Below are 17,464 nucleotides of genomic sequence, written 5' to 3'. Positions count from 1 at the left end.
GGCGGAAGCCGCGCATGCCGCCGCCCGCGAGGCGCTGGCCGCGCAGGAGGCGCCGCTGCTGCTGCGCCTCGACAAGCTGCAGCAGGCGCAGGCGCTGGCTGCCGAGCTGGCGCGGCAGCGCGAGGCGCTTGGCGCGCTGAGCGCGCGGGAGGCCCAGGCGGCGGCTTCGCTCGCCGCGGCGCAGGAGCAGCTGAAGCGCGAGCAGGAGCTGCGCGATAAGGCCGTGAAGCGCCAGGCGGAGCTGAAGGCCGAGCTGAAGCAGGCGGAAGTGCCCGACGCGGAGCGGGAGCGGCTTGCCGAAGCGCTCCAGGAGAAGCGCGCTCTGGAGCAGTGGCGACGTCAGCTGGACGAGCAGCGGGCGGAGCTGGCGAAGCATGAGCGCGAGCTTGCGCAGCTGCGCGAAGAGCAGGGCGCCGCAGGCGAGCGGGAGCGGCAATGGGGGATGCAGCTCGCCGGGTGGCTGCAGGAAGTGTCCGCCGCGTACGCAGCGGCCAAGGAACAGGAGCGGCAGCTGAGGCGCGCGGAGAACGCGATTCCGCTGTTGCTGGCCGAGCGCAAAGCGAAGGGGCGCGAGGCTGAGCTGCAGGCGATGGCCGCCGCTCTGACGGCGCAGCTTGTACCTGGCGACCCGTGCCCCGTGTGCGGTTCGGAGCATCATCCCGGGACTTTGGCGCTGCATGAAGCGGCAGCGGGGGATGCATCGGCTGCATCTGTGGCCGAGCTGGAACGGCTGCAGGCCGAAGCAAGGCAGCGACAGCTAGCGGTAAGCCAGCTGCTGCTTGGCTTGAGCGGCATCGTGCAGCAGTGGAAGCCGCTTGCTTCGCAGCTGCAGTCCCGCGAATGGCTGGCAGAGGCCGCCGCCGCGATTCTCTCTTGGGATGAGGCGCCGGAAGCGGGGCCGGAGGTGATGGGCGGCGCGGACGAGCTTGAGCTTCGATCGTTTGAGGCTTCCGAAGTATCCGAAGAGAGCGTTGCCGCCGCGATCGATCAGGCTCACAGCCGCATCAGGGCGATGAATACGGATTATCAAAGCATGCAGCGGAAGCTGCAGGAACTGCTTCGGCTGCGTGCGGACATCGACCGCATTGCAGGCGAACAGCAATCGCGGCAGCAAGCTTTACATACATTACTGGCAGGGGTAGAGCGCAAAACGGCGGGCCTCCAGGAAACGGTCTCCGAGCTGACGGAGCAGTGGAACCGCAAGTTTGCCGGCATCGCTTACGCCGAGGTAGAGACGGCGGCCGGTCAGCTCAAGCTGCAGCTGGCCAAAGCGGAGGATGTGCGGCAGCGGCTGGAGAAGAGCGTCGGCTTTATCGAGGAGAAGCTGGCTCTGATCGGACAAATTCAGGAGCAGTTAAGCGGCTTCGACCGGCAGGCGGTGCAGCTGCGGACGGAACTGAAAAACATGACCCAGCAGGTCGACGAAAAATCGGCGAAACTGCGTGAATGGGCCGGCGGCGAAGACGTCGGGCAGCAGCTAACTGCTGCTGCGGGACAACTGGAGCGGCTGCGCGCGGCGCATGAACAAACGAAGCGCAGTTTCGAAGAGGCGCAGGCCTCCGGGCAGCGGACGGGGCAAGTTTATGCGGCTGCGGCTCAATCGGTTCAGACTGCAACCGAGCAGGCCGCATATGCCGAAGAAGAGTGGAGCCGTCAGGCCGAAGCGCACGGCTTTGCGTCCGTGGAGCAGGTACAGGCCGCGCTGCTGGGCGACGAGGTGAAGCGGAAATGGGCCTCGGAGGTTGAGGATTACGGCAAGCAGGAGCATCAGCTGGAGGCGCGGCGGCGCCAGCTGACGGAGGAGCTGGACGGCCGGAGCATTACGGACGAGCAGTGGAACCTCCTTGAAGAGGAGCTGGCCGGACGCAAACGGCAGGACGAAGCCGCTCTGCAGGCGAGGGCGAAGGCGGAACGCGATCTCGAGTCGCTGAAGGCGAAGCATGAGCGCTGGAACGAGTTGGAGAGCAAGCGGGCGGCGAGACAAAGCGAGCTTGAGCTGCTCGGCAAGCTGCAATCGGTGCTGCGGGGCAACGCCTTCGTCGAGTTTTTGGCGGAAGAGCAGCTGATGCAGGTCAGCCGCGCCGCTTCCGAACGGCTCGGGCAGCTGACACGCCAAAAATATGCGATAGAGGTGGACTCGTCGGGAGGATTTATTATCCGCGACGATGCCAACGGCGGCGTCAGAAGACCGGTCTCCACTCTTTCCGGGGGAGAAACCTTCCTTACATCGTTGTCGCTGGCATTGGCTTTGTCGGCGCAAATTCAGCTCAAAGGACAGTATCCGCTCGAATTTTTCTTTCTGGACGAAGGCTTCGGTACGTTGGACCAGGATTTGCTCGAGACGGTGATCGTTGCGCTGGAGAAGCTGCATATGGACAAGCTGACCGTCGGAGTCATCAGCCACGTTCCGGAGCTGCGCGCCCGGCTGCCGCGACGTTTGGTCGTACAGCCGGCGGAGCCCGGCGGCAAGGGCAGCAGCGTCTTCCTGGAGACGCTGTAGAGTAGACGATGCGGATGAGTCCGCCTAGGCCTTGTGCCGCGTAGAAGCGCTCTGCCGCCTGTTAGACGGATGCTTGCTGCGCCTGCCGCATGTTCGGCCTGCAGCGGCATTCCGCCTCTCTCGCGGCTTTTCCGCCCATAAACCGCTGGGCAGGAGAAGGCGCGCATAAGGCGAAACAAGGAAGGACGGCGCAAGCCGGCAATGCCTGCTCCTTCCGCAGGCAAGAGAGGAGACAGCATGATGATTACTCGATTTCATCGGTTTGCGGCCCGCGGCTTGAAGGCTTTGACCGCAGCCGCCGTGGCCGCCGGTTTATGGCTCGGAGCAGGGACCGTACAGGCTGATCCCATTTGGGACCGGTGGCAGGCCGCCGACGCCGCGGTTCAGCGCGGCAACCCCGCGGAGGCCGTGCCTCATTGGGAGTTTCTGGTCGAGCATTACGCTTCGATCGAAGACTGGCAGAGCGCGGCTTTATTTTGCGGCAAGCTGGACGAATATTTCGACAGCGTTCGCGATTACGAGCAAGCCGTTCATTATTATGAACTGGAGGATAAATATTGGCGGCTGTTCGGCAAAGATTGGGGCGCCGTCGATTTGCAGCGGGCCGAACAAATACGCACCGTCCTGGACGTTTATATGACGACGGCGGATGAGGAAGCTTTGAAGCGCCAGGGCGCTCCGGCTGACGGCAAGCTGGCCAAATTCGAGCCTGAATACGGGATGTATATCGGCATGTATTCCGAGCAGGACCCGCAGATGCAAAACCATTTCACCAAATCGGAATCGATCTACGGCAAGAAGCATGCCTTATATTTGGCCTATTCGCAGGTCGGCAAGCCGTTTCCGGCACAGTATGCGGCCAGGGCGAAGGAAGCGGGCGCTGCGCTGCAGATCGCTTGGGAGCCGAGCGCGGGCCTCGACTCGGTGCAGGATAACGACTACTTACGGCAGTGGGCGAAAGCGGCCAAGGCTTCCGGAATTCCGATCTTTCTCCGGTACGCGAGCGAAATGAACGGAGATTGGGTCGTATGGCACGGAGATCCGCAGAAATACATCGAGAAATTCCGGCTCGTTCACGACGTGATGGCCGCGGAAGCGCCTAATGTCGCCATGGTATGGAGCCCGGGCGATGTGCCGGCTTATTCCATGGACGTCTATTATCCGGGCGACGATTATGTAGACTGGGTCGGCGTGAGCATGTACACCGAGCCGTATGAGAACGGCGATCCGCAGCAGGCGAACATGCAAGCCACAAGTCCAATCGAACGGCTGGACTACCTGTACAAGACGTACTCCGACCGCAAGCCGCTGATGATCAGCGAAACGGCCGTATCGCATTATGCGTATATTCCCGGCGAATCGTTCACCGACTACGGACTGCTCAATTTGCACCGTCTGTATGAGATTATGCCGCTCAAGTATCCGCGCCTCAAGTCGATTACCTATTTTAACGTCGATTTGAAGGACCGGGAATCGCGGAACAATTATTTGCTTGGCGCCAACGAGGCCATGAAGCAGCTGTACAGCAAGATGATCTCCGCGCCGTTTTATTTGACGAAGGTCGAGCAGGGGGCTAAGCCGGCGGACGGCGTCGGCCATGTTCAGCTTGGCACAGGCGGCAATACGTTTCAGGGAAAAACACGGATTACGCCATGGGTAAAAATACCGGATATTTACATCGGACGCATCGATTATGCCGTCAACGGGCAGCAGATCGCTTCGCAGACGGAACCTCCGTTCGGCATCGATATAAATGCCGGGCAAGTGCCCGAGGGCTCCAGACTGGAGCTGACGGTTTACAACCGCAGCGGGGAGAAGGCGGCGTCCAAGTCGCTGCCGTTCTCGTCGCAGGTGTCCGTCATGCTGAACGGGAAGCTGCAATCTTATGAGCGGCCTCCGGTTGTCCGCGACGGCAGCACCTTGACGCCGCTGCGGGCCATCTTCGAAGCGATGGGAGCTTCCGTCACCTGGGATGCGGCCACGCAGACCGCCACGGGGCGCAAAGGGGAGACGACCGTTTCCATCAAAATCGGAGACCGTCAGGCAATCCGAAACGGCCAGCCCGTAGAGCTGGAGGTGCCGGCTCAGCTGATTGACGGCTTCACGATGGCTCCGGCCCGCTTTGTAGGCGAAGCGTTCGGGGGCGCCGTACAGTGGGACGGTACGACCCGAACCGTTACGATCCAAAGCTCCGGCGGAAAGGCTGCCGCTACAAGCAGCGGCAGCGCCCCGATTTCCTCCGCGGCCCCGCCGTCCGCATCTCACCACGATAAACAACCCGATTCGTCAGAATCGGGTTGGCTTGTTCAAGCGGCCGCAGGCTTGTTGCGGCATATTCATGAGTGGCTTCAAGCCGCTGTCGCTTATATTATGAACTTCTTCGGATTTACACTCTAGCAGGCACTTTCAATTCCTCGATAATCGCTTTCGCCGCTTGGCGTGCGCTGGAGAACGCCCTTTCCGCCAGCTCGCCCTTTCCTTCACAGCCGTCGCCGCAGAAGAAAAACGGAACATGATCCAGACGCGTAGGCAGCAGCTGGTTAGTAGCGATATTTTTGACGCTGGAGACCATCGCTTTTTTCGATACCCTTTTTACAGCCGTTTCGTCGCGCCAGCCGGGATAGTAGTGATCGAACAAAGCTTCCATTTGCTTCGTTTTGCTGTCCAAATACGCTTTGCGCTCCTCCTCGTCGGCAAACCGGTCGCTGAGGTAGGCGATGCCTTGCAGCAGCTGCCCTCCGTCGGGAACGAGCGTATGATCCGTCGCGGACACGTCGCTGATAAACAGTTTGTTATCCATATCGCTAATGTAAGAGAACGGACGGGCCACGACCCGCTTCAAACCGATATCGTAGACCATGACCTCCGTCGGTGTGCTTCCTTCGAACGGAGCGAGGAACGGCTCCCAAGGAGTCCCCTTCATCAGCTTGCAAATTTGCTGCACCGGCATGGCAAAAATAACGCGGTCAAAGCCTTCTTCGCGGGTTTTCGTTTTCAAATAAAACTTCCGGTCCTCGTAGCGAATCGCTTCCACGCCTTCCTGCAGAGCAAGCTCCCAGCGTCCGGAAATTTCGATTTTTTGACGAAGCTGGTTTGTAATGACGGCCCAACTGCCGAGGATATAGTTAACCGGACGGTTGGAGAGAAACAGATTATGATAATATTCGCTGATGACCGGACCCGGCACTTTGCGCGCTTCCTCCGGAGTGATGAAGAAGTTGGAGCAGACCAGATGCTCCCACAGCTCTTTCACGTCTTCGTCCGCGTCGGATTGAGCCAAGTAATCGCCGAGCGTTTCGTAATTTTTCACATTATGAATATGGGCGATAATCGCGGCGATCTCGCCGACGAAGCGGACTTTTTGTCTTGAGGTGAGCAGCTCGGTTTTCATCAGATTGACGAAATCGAGCGGAGCCGGGGTCAATTGATCGTGTTTGGCATACATGACCTTGCGTTTATCCACCTGTTTGGAGCTGAACGATAACCCGAGCTCGCGCTCCATCGCCGATATTTCGTGGCGGTCGATGCCGTAGATGGCATGGGCTCCGTAATTCAGCGTAAACCCGGCTTTTTCGTACGTAAAAGCCCGGCCGCCCAACTGCGGGCTGCGTTCAAACAAAATTCCTTCCACGCCGTACTGCTCCGACAAATAAGCGGCTGCCGTCAAACCGGCCAATCCGCCTCCAATAATTGCGACTTTCATTTTCTTTTCCTCCTTAGCGCTGTGCGCAAGCCATAATGGATGAACTGCGGCTTGCCCCGTTTCTACCGAGATGGATAGTTCCTGTTGTTCCGAACGTAGACCTGACCAAACCCATGCCAGGTTGCTGCGCATCATTCCGTGCAAATCTGTCTGCTCTTGCGAGCACCACATCCATAGTGTTCCTCTATAAGCGGCGATGAGCAGATTGACCTTATTCGCATCGGGAAGCCAGCGAAGCAGCCGGTCGAACAATAGCCGGTATTGTTCTTCCTCAATGCTTTTCACCGCCTCGTTCTGCATGGAAAGAGCGATCAAACTGCGTACCAGCCGCGGGTATGACTCAATATTGGACGTCAGGTCTAAAAACAGCTTGTTGACATGTCCCTCCAAGGATTGAACCTGAGACGGGGTTCTGACCGCCCAATCGTTGATCGTGTCCATTTGCTTGCGGAAAATTTCCCGTAATATTTCGTCTTTTCCTGCGAAATAATGGTAAAAGGTACCTTTTGACGTATTCGTAGCGGCGATGATGTCGTCAACGGACACTTGTTCATATCCGCGCTCAATAAACAACCGCAGAGCGACCTCGATCATGAACTCCCGTTTTTTTCTCGTTGCGGCCCGCATTAATCGGCTCATCCCGACTCACCTCACAACTCGTTTCGGCTCCTATTATACATAATATTAGACTGACAGTCTAGAAGTGCAGTCGGTTTAAATTCGGCGCCGAAGCCGCATTGGAAAACCGTTTCTTTTTTCGGGCTTTACCGTTCTTGCTGCGATAAGCCTGAGATCGTTGCCCGTACTGCCGGATTATGTATTTTGCGCAGGAAAGCCTTTGCATTATGTGTGTGAAAAAAACGATTGAAAATAATTCTCAATTATGCTAATTTATCTTGAGAATAATTATCATTACTAGTTAAATATCCGAAGGAGATGCAAATGTATTTATGAAAACCCGCTATTTTGTTTCTGCGCTAGTGCTCGGCTCTTCCCTTATTTTTTCAGGCTGCGGCGATAACAAGGCCAACGTTCAATCGGCGACCGCCCCGTCGCCGTCGCCGGCCGTGAAGGAAGATGCGGCGAAGCCGGCTGCAGCCGCTTCGGACGATTCGTTTAAAAAGGCGACGGAAGATTATCGTAAGTTCGTCATCGAGCAATGCGATTTATTCGTTAAGCAAACCGGCGATTTCGTCGCCGCGGTAAAGGCGGGAGATCTTAATAAAAGCCGGGAGCTGTACGCTCCGGCACGGATGTATTACGAACGGATCGAACCGATTGCCGAAGCGCTGGGCGATCTCGACCCGGATATCGACGGGCGCGAAGACGATATCGATCCGAAGGATTTGAAAGGCTTCCACCGGCTCGAGAAATCGCTCTGGCAGGATAAGACGACGAAGGGGCAGGAAGCGATCGCCGACGAGCTGCTGGCCAACAGCAAGCTGCTGCGCGCCAAAGTGGAGACGGTGGACATCGACGTCAATATGCTCGTTACCGGAGCGGTAGAACTGCTCAACGAGGTTTCCTCCTCCAAAGTCACCGGCGAGGAAGAGCGGTATTCGCATACCGATTTGTACGACTTTGCAGCTAACGTCGAAGGCGCCGCCAAAATCTTCGATATTTTGAAGCCGGAGCTTCAGAAGAAAGACCCCGCTTTGACGCAAACGATCGAAACCCGCTTCAAAGAACTGAATGACGGGCTGGCTCCATACAAAAAAGGCAGCGGCTACGTGCTCTATACGGAGCTTAAACCCGAACAAACGAAAAAATTAAGCCAACAAATCGATGCTTTGGCCGAACCGTTGTCCAATATGGGTAAATTGCTGGGGGCGTAAACGATGGCCGACGATATTCGAATGAAACAAGGCGGAAACGACGAGACGAATACGGGCGATTCCGGGGCCGGACGCGCCATTAGCAGACGCGATATGCTCAAGCTTGCGGGAGCGGGAGGCCTAGGCCTTCTGCTCGGCTCCGCCGGAGTCGGAGGCATGCTGGCCGTAACCGGCAAAACCGCGAAGAGCGCCGCAGTTCCGGCCGATCTGAGCAATGTAAGCATCCCGTTCTACGGAACGAATCAGGCGGGCATATTGACGCCGCCGCAAAATTTTATCTGCTTCGCCGCTTTTGATCTAACGACGACTCGCGTCGAGGAAGTATCGAAGCTTTTTCGCGTTTGGACCGAAGCATCCGCCAATATGGCCGAAGGCCGGATGGTCGGCCCGGACAACGACAAACCGAATCTTCCTCCGGAGGATACGGGGGAAGCGGCAGGGCTGAATCCGAACCAATTGACGATTACGTTCGGCGCGGGACCTACTTTATTCGACGAGCGATTCGGGCTGTCCGCTAAGCGGCCGGAAGCGTTCGTCGATTTCCCGCGGTTTGCGGGCGAGAAGCTGCGCCCGGAATGGTGCGGCGGAGATATCGGAGTGCAAGTATGCGCCGACGATATGCAGGTGGCCTTTCACGCGGTGCGCAATTTGGCTCGGATCGCCCGCGGCACGGCGGTGCTCAAATGGACGCAGGAAGGGTTCCAGCGGACGGCGACCGCCTCCAACAGCGGCGAGACGCCGCGCAACCTGCTCGGCTTCAAGGACGGCACCGGCAATCCGGATACGAATGACGCCAAGCTCATGAACGATCTTATCTGGGTGCAGCCGTCCGACGGGCCGGATTGGATGCGGAATGGAACTTATATGGCGGTCCGGCGCATTCGGATGCGTATTGAAGTATGGGACCGCTCGACGCTGAAGGATCAGGAATCGACCTTCGGGCGGTACAGAAAGAGCGGAGCGCCTTTGGGGGAACAGAACGAGTTCGACCCGATGAGGCTCGATGCGCAGGGACCCGACGGCAACCCGCTTATTCCGGCCAACGCCCATATTCGTCTGGCGCACGGCGAAGGGCAGGAGAAAATATTGCGCCGCTCTTATTCTTATTCGAACGGCATCGATCTGCAAACCGGCCAGCTGGATGCAGGCTTGTTTTTTATTTGCTATAATCGCGATCCGCGCAAGCAGTTCATTCCTGTTCAGCAGCGCTTAGCCAAAAACGACGCCTTGAACGAATATATTTTTCATATGGGAAGCGCGGCATTCGCCTGTTTTCCCGGAGTGCGGCAGGGCGGCTATCTGGGAGAAGGATTACTGTGAGATACTGTGAGAGAGAAAACTATGTGCGACAAAGGGTGGAAGCGCCATGATAAGTAAAACACAACGGCCGCGCTTCGTCGCGGCGGTCGGCGTCATACTGCTGCTTCTTGCCCTGCTCGCTCCGTCAGTCCGGGCCGCGGCCGAAAATTCCGAGCTGGAGAAGCTGCTGCCAATCGTGGGAGGGGCTTTGGTGGAAGCCGGCGACCGTCATTGGGACGAAGCGTCCAAAGAGCTGGAGCAGTTCGAAGCCCAATGGAGCCTGCTGAAGGCTCCATCGTCGGCGCTTGCCGATCAGGTGAGCGCGGCGGCCGCCGAAGCGAAGAAGGCGCTCGGCAATGCGCAGCAGCAGCCGGATGAAGCCTACCAGGCGGTCTCCAGGCTGGCTAAGGCGGCGGGCAGTTATGTGTCGGAGCAGGAACAGGGTGCGGAGAAGGAGGACGGCAAGCAGGCCGCCCGGTCGCTGCTGCCTGTTCTTCAGCAATGTCTGGATGCGATCCGGCAGAACAATTGGAGCAAGGCGCAAACCGCGTTCAAGCAGTTTGTCAAGGAATGGGGAAGGAAAGAAAACGCGATCCGTGCGGATAATACACAAGTCTACGGACAGATCGAGACGCTCTCGGCGATGGCCCGAGTCTCCGTGCAGGCCGATCCGCCGAAAGCCGATTCGGCGGCCGACGGCGTTACGACGCTGATCAAGACGATAGAGGATTATGCGAACGGAACCTTGCAGGAGCAGGCTTCCGCTGCCGGCGGGCAGACGATCGGAGACGCGCTGGCGCTTCTGCGCCAAGCGGACGGCAGCTTAAGCTCGGGCCATACGGCCGAAGCGGTTCAGCAGCTGCAGAGCTTCATCGCCTTGTGGCCGTCCGTCGAAGGAGCGGTCAGTACCCGCGCTCCGGACGTGTATACGAACGTAGAGAACGAAATGACGGAGGCCTTGAGCCGGCTGCTCTCGACCCCGCCTCGTACGGAGGAAGCGGCCGCAATCGTCAATTCGATGCAGACGGAGCTTGAGCCTTTCGCTTCGCAAACGAGCTATACCGCCTGGGACGCCGGGCTGATTTTGCTGCGGGAAGGCATGGAAGCATTGCTCGTACTTGCCGCTCTCGTCGCTTTCTTGCATCGCACGGGCAACGCCGCCAAGCAGGGCTGGGTCTGGTTCGGCGCGCTTACGGGACTTCTGCTTAGCGGCGCTCTCGCGCTTCTGCTCAACTATATGATCGCCAACGTAGCCGCGGGCAGCACACGCGAAATGCTGGAAGGCGTAACGGGGCTTGTCTCCGTCGTGCTGATGCTGACGGTGGGCGCCTGGCTGCACAAAAAATCGCAGATCAGCGCATGGAACAAATATATCGAGAAGCAGGTCGGCGTCGCGCTGATGACCGGCAATTTATGGTCGCTGTTTGTCGTGGCCTGCCTGGCCATTTTGCGGGAAGGGGCGGAGACGACGATCTTTTATATCGGCATGGCTCCTGCCATCGAAGGCGGGCAGCTGGCTGCGGGGATCGGCGCCGCGCTGCTCTTGCTGGCGGTGATCGGGTTTGTCATCGTCAAAGGCAGCATCCGGCTGCCGATCCGGGTGTTCTTCCTCGGAGCTACGGCGCTGATCTATTATCTGGTGATCAAGTTTCTCGGCGAAAGCGTCCATTCGCTCCAGGTTGCGGGCAAGCTCTCCTCGCATGTTCCGGGATTCATTCCGTCCTGGGGCTGGCTCGGCGTGTACCCGACTTGGGAGACGTTCGTTCCGCAGCTTGTCGTCGCGGCGTTTATTATTTTCCAAGTGCTGCGTTATGAGCGCAGAAAAAAGTCGGATACGGATCGCTTGAAGTCGAATCTTGTCTGAATTCAAAACGAGAAAAGAAACTTCGTATTTTTCTTTCGCGCGGAGTTTCTTTTTTTCTCAAAATTAGGTATAGTATTATAAGTAAAAAAGAAGCCGTCAAAGTTTAGGTAGCTGGGAGGACAAACCCGTCATGGATTGTATTTTTTGTAAAATTGTTGAGGGATCGATTCCTTCCAAAAAGGTGTATGAAAATGAGCACGTACTGGCGTTTCACGATATTCAGCCGGCCGCTCCCGTACATATTTTGATCATTCCGAAGAAACACATAGCAACCATGAACGACGTTGAGCCCGGCGACTGGGGCTTGATCGGTGAAATTCATCGCGCCGCCCAACATATTGCCAGACAGGAAGGTGTAGCGGATAGCGGATATCGGCTCATCAACAACTGCGGCAAGGACGGGGGACAAGTAGTTTATCATATTCATTATCACCTGCTTGCGGGTGAAAAACTGGGTTCGCTCGTTGGGAAGTAAAGAATCTTTTTCCCTAGGTTGACACCTAGTTTGTGTATACCCTATAATGAGGTTTGATGAACTGCTTTTTTTCGTCTTGGACGGTCTGTTCGGAGGGAGGGAAAACTGGTGTCAGAAACTCGAGTTCGCAAAAATGAAACTATAGATGCTGCACTTCGTCGCTTTAAGCGCTCCATCGCAAAAGATGGCGTACTAGCGGAGGTTAAAAAACGCAAGCATTATGAGAAGCCAAGCGTAAAACGTAAGAAGAAGTCAGAGGCTGCTCGTAAGAGAAAGTTCTAGGAGGCTTAATCGATGAGCTTAAGCGAGAAACTAAACGAAGATATGAAGCTTGCGATGAAGAGCCAGGACAAGTTTAAACTCACCGTAATCCGTATGGTTCGTGCAGCTATCAAGAATATTGAGATAGATCAGCGTAAAACCTTAGATGACCAGGAAGTACTTGATGTTCTGAGTCGCGAGATCAAACAGCGCAAAGATTCCCTCCAAGAATTTGAAAAGGCCGGACGTGATGACTTGGCCGAAACCGTTAAGGCAGAGATTGAAATTCTGATGGAGTACTTGCCGCAACAGTTATCTGAGGAAGAAGTAAAAGCCATTGTACAGCAGACCATCCAAGAAGTGGGTGCTTCTTCCAAAGCGGATATGGGAAAAGTCATGGGTGCGTTAATGCCTAAGGTGAAAGGACGGGCTGATGGCAAACTTGTCAATCAAGCCGTTCAACAACTATTATCATAGCTAGTAAGGTAAGGACACTCCCGTTTCGGGGGTGTCTTTTTCTATAGGCTTCGCAGCGTTCTCGGAGGAAATTTTTGCAAGAATGAATCGAATCCGTTATGCTTTACGTAAGTATGTTATGGATTTGGAAAATGGTTGAAGGAGGTCTCAGACGGATGTCCAAAGCCAAAACCGGAAAGCTGGCGCTAAGGTCTTGCTTTCTGCTGCTGTTAGGTCTGCTTATGCTGCTCCCGTATGCAACGGCTTTCGCAGACAATCAAGCTCCGCCGGCCCCTCCCGTTTCCGCTCCGGTAGCCGTCATTCCCGTCCATCAGACGATCGAGACGGGGCTTCAGAAGTTTCTGGAGCGGGCGATACGCGAAGCCGAGGATTCGAGCGTGGTATGCATCATACTCGATATCGACACGCTCGGAGGCAGAGTCGACTCGGCGGAGGAAATCGGCGAGCTGATTAAAGGGAGCAAGGTGCCCACGGTCGCTTATGTTCACGGGCGAGCGGTCTCGGCCGGAAGCTACATTGCGCTGAACGCCAATCAGATTGTGATGGAGCCGGGCAGCACGATCGGGGCGGCGGCCGTTGTGGATGCCGGCGGCAATGAAGTGGAGAGCGTCAAAGTTATCGCTCATTGGGCAAGCCAGATGCGCTCCGCGGCGGAGCTTCGGGGGCGCGATCCGCAAATCGCCGAGGCGATGGTGGATAAAAACGTCGGTGTCGACATGAAGGCGATTAATCGGACCGTGCCGAAGGGCCAACTGGTGTCGCTGACCGCAGAGGAGGCGGTAAAGGTAGGGTACGCGGAAGCGACGGCATCGAATATGCAGGAGGTTATCGGTTTCATTAAAGCTGCCGATCATCCGGTGCTCAACATCGAACCGTCGCTTGCCGAGAAATTTTCGCGCTTTCTGACGCAGCCGTGGGTATCGATGCTGCTATTGTTTCTGGGCATTGCCGGCATCGCCATCGAACTGTTCGTTCCCGGCTTCGGTTTGCCCGGCATTATCGGTCTTCTTGGTTTCGGTTTGTATTTCTTCGGGCATTATATCGTCGGGTTCGCGGGGGTGGAGGACATAGCGCTCTTTATTATCGGCGTTGTGCTGCTGGTTATCGAAATTTTCGTTTCGAGCTTCGGGATTTTGGGGCTGATCGGCATTGCGTGTTTGTTCAGCAGCGTCGTCATGGCCGCTTACAATACGAAGCAGGCCGCGCTGCACTTGAGCGTCGCGTTCGTGCTCGCCGTCATCGTCGTGGGGATTTTTATCTGGATCTTCAAGGACCGAGGCGTTTGGAACCGATTTATTTTGAAGGAGGAGCTCAGGTCGGAAAAAGGTTATAATTCAGTGCCTATTCGCACCGATTTGGTAGGCAAGTCGGGAACTTCGATCACGCCGCTGCGTCCGGCCGGAACGATTTATATCGGCGACGAGCGAATCGACGTCGTCACCTCCGGCGAGTTTATCGCCGTGGGCAAGCAGGTGGTTATCGTCCAAGTGGACGGAGCGCGTATTGTCGTGCGCGAAGCCGGCGGAACGATGCATTAGCTCCGCGATGCTAACGAAGCTAGTTTTTTCTGGCGAAAAAACTCAAAGCGAATGCTTACGAAGCCAGTTTTTTCTGGCGAAAAAACTTTTAGGAGGTTCAACCCATGGATCCAATTGTGTATTTCCTTTTGCTGGCGGCGATCATTATTATCGCGCTGTCCGTATTTTTAAGCTTTGTGCCGATTATGCTGTGGATTTCGGCGCTCGCCTCGGGCGTCCGCATCGGTATTATTACGCTGGTGGCGATGCGGCTGCGGCGCGTTATTCCAAGCCGTATCGTCAATCCGATGATCAAGGCGACCAAGGCGGGGATCGACGTTACGATCAATCAGCTGGAGAGCCACTTTCTGGCGGGCGGTAATGTAGACCGCGTCGTCAACGCGCTGATCGCCGCGCATCGCGCGAACATTCATCTGGAATTCGAACGCGCGGCAGCCATCGATTTGGCGGGCCGGGACGTCCTGCTGGCCGTACAGATGAGCGTCAATCCGCGCGTTATCGAAACGCCTACGGTTTCGGCCGTCGCCAAAGACGGGATTGAGGTTAAAGTTATTGCTAGAGTAACGGTAAGAGCGAATATCGACCGCTTGGTCGGGGGCGCCGGGGAAGAGACGATTATCGCCCGCGTCGGCGAAGGGATCGTTACGACGGTAGGCTCCTCCGGTTCGCACAAAGACGTTTTGGAAAATCCGGACATGATTTCCCGTACGGTGCTCGGCAAAGGTTTGGACGCCGGGACCGCCTTCGAAATTTTATCGATCGATATTGCGGATGTCGACGTCGGCAAAAATATCGGGGCGCATCTGCAAACCGAGCAGGCGGAAGCGGATAAGCGCATCGCCCAGGCCAAGGCGGAGGAACGCCGCGCAATGGCCGTCGCCCAGGAGCAAGAGATGAAGGCCCGCGTCGTTGAGATGAAGGCCAAGGTGGTCGAATCCGAATCGCAAGTGCCTTTGGCGATGGCCGAAGCGCTCCGCGGAGGCAAGCTCGGCGTCATGGAATATATGAACCTGAAAAACATCGATGCCGATACGCAAATGCGCTCTTCTCTGGGCAAAATGAATGAGACCGGCAAACATGAAGATCAGGAGTAACGCTTCCTCCATGATCGCAAGGAGGGTGAGAGCATGAAGCTGATACAATTTCTGCTCAGCAACTGGTATATCGTGGTTATTCTGTACATCGTCCTCAGGACGATTGCCAGAACCGTGAAGCCGCCTGCCGGCAGCCCGCCTAAGGCGGGTCCTGGCGGAGCGTCGAAGCAAGGAATGCCTTCCTTCGGAGGCGGAGAGGGCGGCTGGGGACGCACGGTCAAGCAGACGGTAACCAAGACGATGCAGAAGTCTGCTGCGAACAACAGGCAGAACGACCAAGGCGCCGCCTTGTCGTCCCAATCCTCTCAGCAGCCTCAGAATGGCGCTGGGAGGGGTTACCAGTCTGCGGAAGGCCTAACTTCCAAAGCAAGCTCTTCCGCCGCTCCCAGGCGATTACAGAGCGTGCCCGCGGCTTCACAGGCGGAGCCGGCGCAACCGACTGTCGCTCCTTCGGCGAGCCAACTGGCGCAAGGCGTTATCTGGGCCGAAATATTGGGGCCTCCGAGAGCCAAAAAGCCTTACGGCAAGTAATGCCGCAAGCACCGACTTTCAACCTGAACAGGTTGGAGGCCGGTGCTTTTTTTTGTTGTTTAGGAAATGATGCGCAGCCATATCCTGCGGATATCCGGGGGCTCCCCCGAAAGTAGTGTCTAACCATAGAACGATCCCAGAGGAATGGTTAGACGCCGATCCAGCTTAGGCTGGATGCGGAAGGAATAAGCTCTAGAGTATCACGTCACTTTTGGGGGATTTGTTCTTTTCTCAAGAGACGCCGCCGCTTTCGGGATATGAACAGGAATTGCTGTGCTCTTTCATAATTCGCCCGCTTCCAGCATATGGTGTAAATAGCCTGTGCTGCGTTAGCGGTGCTTTGAACGGCATGGCGAAAGCAAGTTAACTGATAAGCTTACACCAACTTTAAGGGGGAAATGTATGCGCAGTCTGACCCGCAAGTTCAATCAATTGACCGCTAAGCTGCTGGACCTTCCCCAGGACGTGGTGCTTGATTTGCCCCGAATGACGCTGATCGGCAACATGCAGCTGTATATCGAGAATCACCGCGGCGTGCTGCACTTTTCCGGCGAGCTGATGAAGCTGGCGCTTTCCAAAGGAAGCTTGGAAGTAAGGGGAAGAGAGCTGGTGATTCGAGCGATTTTACCGGAAGAGGTATTTATAGAAGGGGTTATAGAGGACGTTAAATTTATCCCGTAAAGAGGTGCATGTCATTGAAATCATCTTTTCTCTTATCGCTGCGAGGTTATGTGCTGGTGGAAGTTAGAGGGGGACGCATCGAGAAGCTGGTGAACGGCTTGACGGATAAACGGATGACGGCATGGGATATTCGCATAATGGACGAGTCGCATGCCCAAATGCATATACTGATCAAAGATTTTTTCCGGCTTCGTCCGCTGTTGAAGGAGACAGGCTGCCGGGTGCATGTGAAGCGGCGCCACGGCGTTCCTTTTTTGTTGGACAAACTGGAGAAGCGCAAGCTGTTTGCCGTAGGTATCGTCGGCTTTATCGTCGGGCTGTACTTGCTCTCTTCCGTCGTTTGGCAGGTGCGGGTCGAGGGCAACGAGACGATCAGCACGCAGCAGATTTTGCAGGCGGCCAAGGGCGAAGGCATTTACCAATGGCAGTGGAAAAACCGGCTGCAGGATGCGGACGTGCTGTCCAAGCTGCTGCAGAGCAAAATACCCGGCACGGCTTGGGTAGGCGTAGAGGTTCACGGTACGCATATCGTGATCAAGGTGGTGGAGGCGACGATTCCGAACAAGCCCCCGCTGCTGAGCCCGCGCCATTTGGTCGCATCCAAGAACGCGATGGTGACGTATATTTTGGCGGAAAAGGGGCGGCCGGCCGTCAGGCCGAATACGTATGTGAAAAAAGGGGACATCCTGATCTCGGGCATTCTGGGCGACGAAGTCAACCAGCAGACGGTGGTCGCCTCCGGCGTGGTGAAAGGGCTCGTATGGTATACGCCCAAGGTCGAGGTTCCTTTGGTGCAGCATTATAAAGTGTATACGGGGGAAACGAAGGATCGATCGTATCTGGTAATCGGCAGCAGGGCGCTGCAGCTGACAGGCTACGGCAAGCCCGGCTTCGAGCAGTCCGAAACGATCGCGGATCGGAAAACGCTGCAGTGGAAAAACTTCGTCCTGCCTTTCGGCTGGCTGAACGAGCGGGTTATGGAAGTGAACGTAAGAGAGAAGCAGATCACTCCGGAGGAAGCGAGACAACTGGGTGTAGAGCACGCGAAGCAGGCGATTATAGAGGCGGCGGGCAAGGACGCCAAGGTGGTCAATGAAAAAATTTTGCATGAAAAGACGGAGAATGGTAAAGTTTATATGGAAGTACATTTGGAAGTGGAAGAATCTATCACTGAGGAGCAACCTATCGTATCATAATGTGTTCGCT

The 17,464-nt window shown here is 56.3% G+C and carries 14 protein-coding genes; 13 read left to right on the top strand and 1 reads right to left on the bottom strand.

The genetic code is table 11. The features are described from left to right. Both N0M98_RS25425 and N0M98_RS25420 read left to right on the top strand, forming a co-directional pair. Positions 1 to 2,500 (top strand): SbcC/MukB-like Walker B domain-containing protein (locus N0M98_RS25425; RefSeq protein WP_259619550.1); only part of this gene is annotated, 2,500 nt, incomplete at its 5' end. A 237-nt stretch (positions 2,501 to 2,737) separates the two neighbouring features. Next, positions 2,738 to 4,897 carry a stalk domain-containing protein gene (locus N0M98_RS25420; protein WP_259619549.1) on the top strand — a complete coding sequence of 720 codons (2,160 nt, stop codon included), beginning with the start codon at positions 2,738 to 2,740 and terminating at the stop codon, positions 4,895 to 4,897. Here the strand turns inward: N0M98_RS25420 and N0M98_RS25415 are convergent. Beyond that, complete coding sequence (locus N0M98_RS25415; protein ID WP_259619548.1) at positions 4,887 to 6,842, bottom strand: FAD-dependent oxidoreductase; 1,956 nt, start codon at positions 6,840 to 6,842, stop codon at positions 4,887 to 4,889. The two genes, N0M98_RS25420 and N0M98_RS25415, sit on opposite strands and share 11 nt — an antisense overlap. A 311-nt stretch (positions 6,843 to 7,153) precedes the next feature. Here N0M98_RS25415 and efeO point away from each other — a divergent pair, with 311 nt between their 5' ends. The 11 genes from efeO (at position 7,154) to yqfD (ending at position 17,454) form a co-directional block, all read left to right on the top strand. Continuing rightward, entirely contained in the window at positions 7,154 to 8,038 is an 885-nt protein-coding gene (gene efeO / locus N0M98_RS25410) for an iron uptake system protein EfeO (RefSeq protein WP_259619547.1), read from the top strand. 21 nt (positions 8,039 to 8,059) lie between these two features. Then, on the top strand, positions 8,060 to 9,358 hold the full coding sequence (gene efeB / locus N0M98_RS25405; RefSeq protein ID WP_259619551.1) for an iron uptake transporter deferrochelatase/peroxidase subunit: 1,299 nt from the start codon (positions 8,060 to 8,062) through the stop codon (positions 9,356 to 9,358). 46 nt (positions 9,359 to 9,404) lie between these two features. Beyond that, positions 9,405 to 11,201: an FTR1 family iron permease gene (locus tag N0M98_RS25400; RefSeq protein ID WP_249862486.1), complete on the top strand. Its 1,797-nt coding sequence runs from the start codon at positions 9,405 to 9,407 to the stop codon at positions 11,199 to 11,201. Between the two features lie 130 nt (positions 11,202 to 11,331). Then, entirely contained in the window at positions 11,332 to 11,676 is a 345-nt protein-coding gene (locus N0M98_RS25395) for a histidine triad nucleotide-binding protein (protein ID WP_249862487.1), read from the top strand. A 108-nt stretch (positions 11,677 to 11,784) separates the two neighbouring features. Further along, a complete protein-coding gene (gene rpsU, locus N0M98_RS25390; RefSeq protein WP_010491812.1) occupies positions 11,785 to 11,958 on the top strand; it encodes a 30S ribosomal protein S21 in 174 nt (57 codons plus the stop codon). A 12-nt stretch (positions 11,959 to 11,970) separates the two neighbouring features. After that, a complete protein-coding gene (locus N0M98_RS25385; protein ID WP_259619546.1) occupies positions 11,971 to 12,414 on the top strand; it encodes a GatB/YqeY domain-containing protein in 444 nt (147 codons plus the stop codon). Between the two features lie 155 nt (positions 12,415 to 12,569). Then, positions 12,570 to 13,952: an NfeD family protein gene (locus N0M98_RS25380; protein ID WP_259619545.1), complete on the top strand. Its 1,383-nt coding sequence runs from the start codon at positions 12,570 to 12,572 to the stop codon at positions 13,950 to 13,952. Positions 13,953 to 14,056: 104 nt separating this feature from the next. Continuing rightward, positions 14,057 to 15,046 (top strand): flotillin-like protein FloA, encoded by a 990-nt coding sequence (gene floA, locus N0M98_RS25375; RefSeq protein WP_249862490.1) that lies wholly within the window; start codon positions 14,057 to 14,059, stop codon positions 15,044 to 15,046. Positions 15,047 to 15,079: 33 nt separating this feature from the next. After that, positions 15,080 to 15,577: a YqfB family membrane protein gene (locus N0M98_RS25370; protein ID WP_259619544.1), complete on the top strand. Its 498-nt coding sequence runs from the start codon at positions 15,080 to 15,082 to the stop codon at positions 15,575 to 15,577. 402 nt (positions 15,578 to 15,979) lie between these two features. Continuing rightward, complete coding sequence (gene yqfC, locus N0M98_RS25365; RefSeq protein WP_249862492.1) at positions 15,980 to 16,258, top strand: sporulation protein YqfC; 279 nt, start codon at positions 15,980 to 15,982, stop codon at positions 16,256 to 16,258. An 8-nt stretch (positions 16,259 to 16,266) separates the two neighbouring features. After that, complete coding sequence (gene yqfD, locus N0M98_RS25360) at positions 16,267 to 17,454, top strand: sporulation protein YqfD (protein ID WP_310944481.1); 1,188 nt, start codon at positions 16,267 to 16,269, stop codon at positions 17,452 to 17,454. Positions 17,455 to 17,464 lie beyond the last annotated feature (10 nt).

It is taken from the genome of Paenibacillus doosanensis (genome assembly GCF_025060755.1).
GTDB lineage: Bacteria > Bacillota > Bacilli > Paenibacillales > NBRC-103111 > Paenibacillus_S > Paenibacillus_S doosanensis.
This window is presented reverse-complemented; position numbering and strand designations above follow the sequence as displayed.

Excerpts from the sequence above, each read along its gene's own strand:
- N0M98_RS25420 (WP_259619549.1), top strand. The coding sequence starts at position 2,738 with ATGATGATTACTCGATTTCATCGGTTTGCGGCCCGCGGCTTGAAGGCT.
- N0M98_RS25415 (WP_259619548.1), bottom strand. The coding sequence starts at position 6,842 with ATGAGCCGATTAATGCGGGCCGCAACGAGAAAAAAACGGGAGTTCATG.
- efeO (WP_259619547.1), top strand. The coding sequence starts at position 7,154 with ATGAAAACCCGCTATTTTGTTTCTGCGCTAGTGCTCGGCTCTTCCCTT.
- efeB (WP_259619551.1), top strand. The coding sequence starts at position 8,060 with ATGAAACAAGGCGGAAACGACGAGACGAATACGGGCGATTCCGGGGCC.
- N0M98_RS25400 (WP_249862486.1), top strand. The coding sequence starts at position 9,405 with ATGATAAGTAAAACACAACGGCCGCGCTTCGTCGCGGCGGTCGGCGTC.
- N0M98_RS25395 (WP_249862487.1), top strand. The coding sequence starts at position 11,332 with ATGGATTGTATTTTTTGTAAAATTGTTGAGGGATCGATTCCTTCCAAA.
- N0M98_RS25385 (WP_259619546.1), top strand. The coding sequence starts at position 11,971 with ATGAGCTTAAGCGAGAAACTAAACGAAGATATGAAGCTTGCGATGAAG.
- N0M98_RS25380 (WP_259619545.1), top strand. The coding sequence starts at position 12,570 with ATGTCCAAAGCCAAAACCGGAAAGCTGGCGCTAAGGTCTTGCTTTCTG.
- floA (WP_249862490.1), top strand. The coding sequence starts at position 14,057 with ATGGATCCAATTGTGTATTTCCTTTTGCTGGCGGCGATCATTATTATC.
- N0M98_RS25370 (WP_259619544.1), top strand. The coding sequence starts at position 15,080 with ATGAAGCTGATACAATTTCTGCTCAGCAACTGGTATATCGTGGTTATT.
- yqfC (WP_249862492.1), top strand. The coding sequence starts at position 15,980 with ATGCGCAGTCTGACCCGCAAGTTCAATCAATTGACCGCTAAGCTGCTG.
- yqfD (WP_310944481.1), top strand. The coding sequence starts at position 16,267 with ATGTCATTGAAATCATCTTTTCTCTTATCGCTGCGAGGTTATGTGCTG.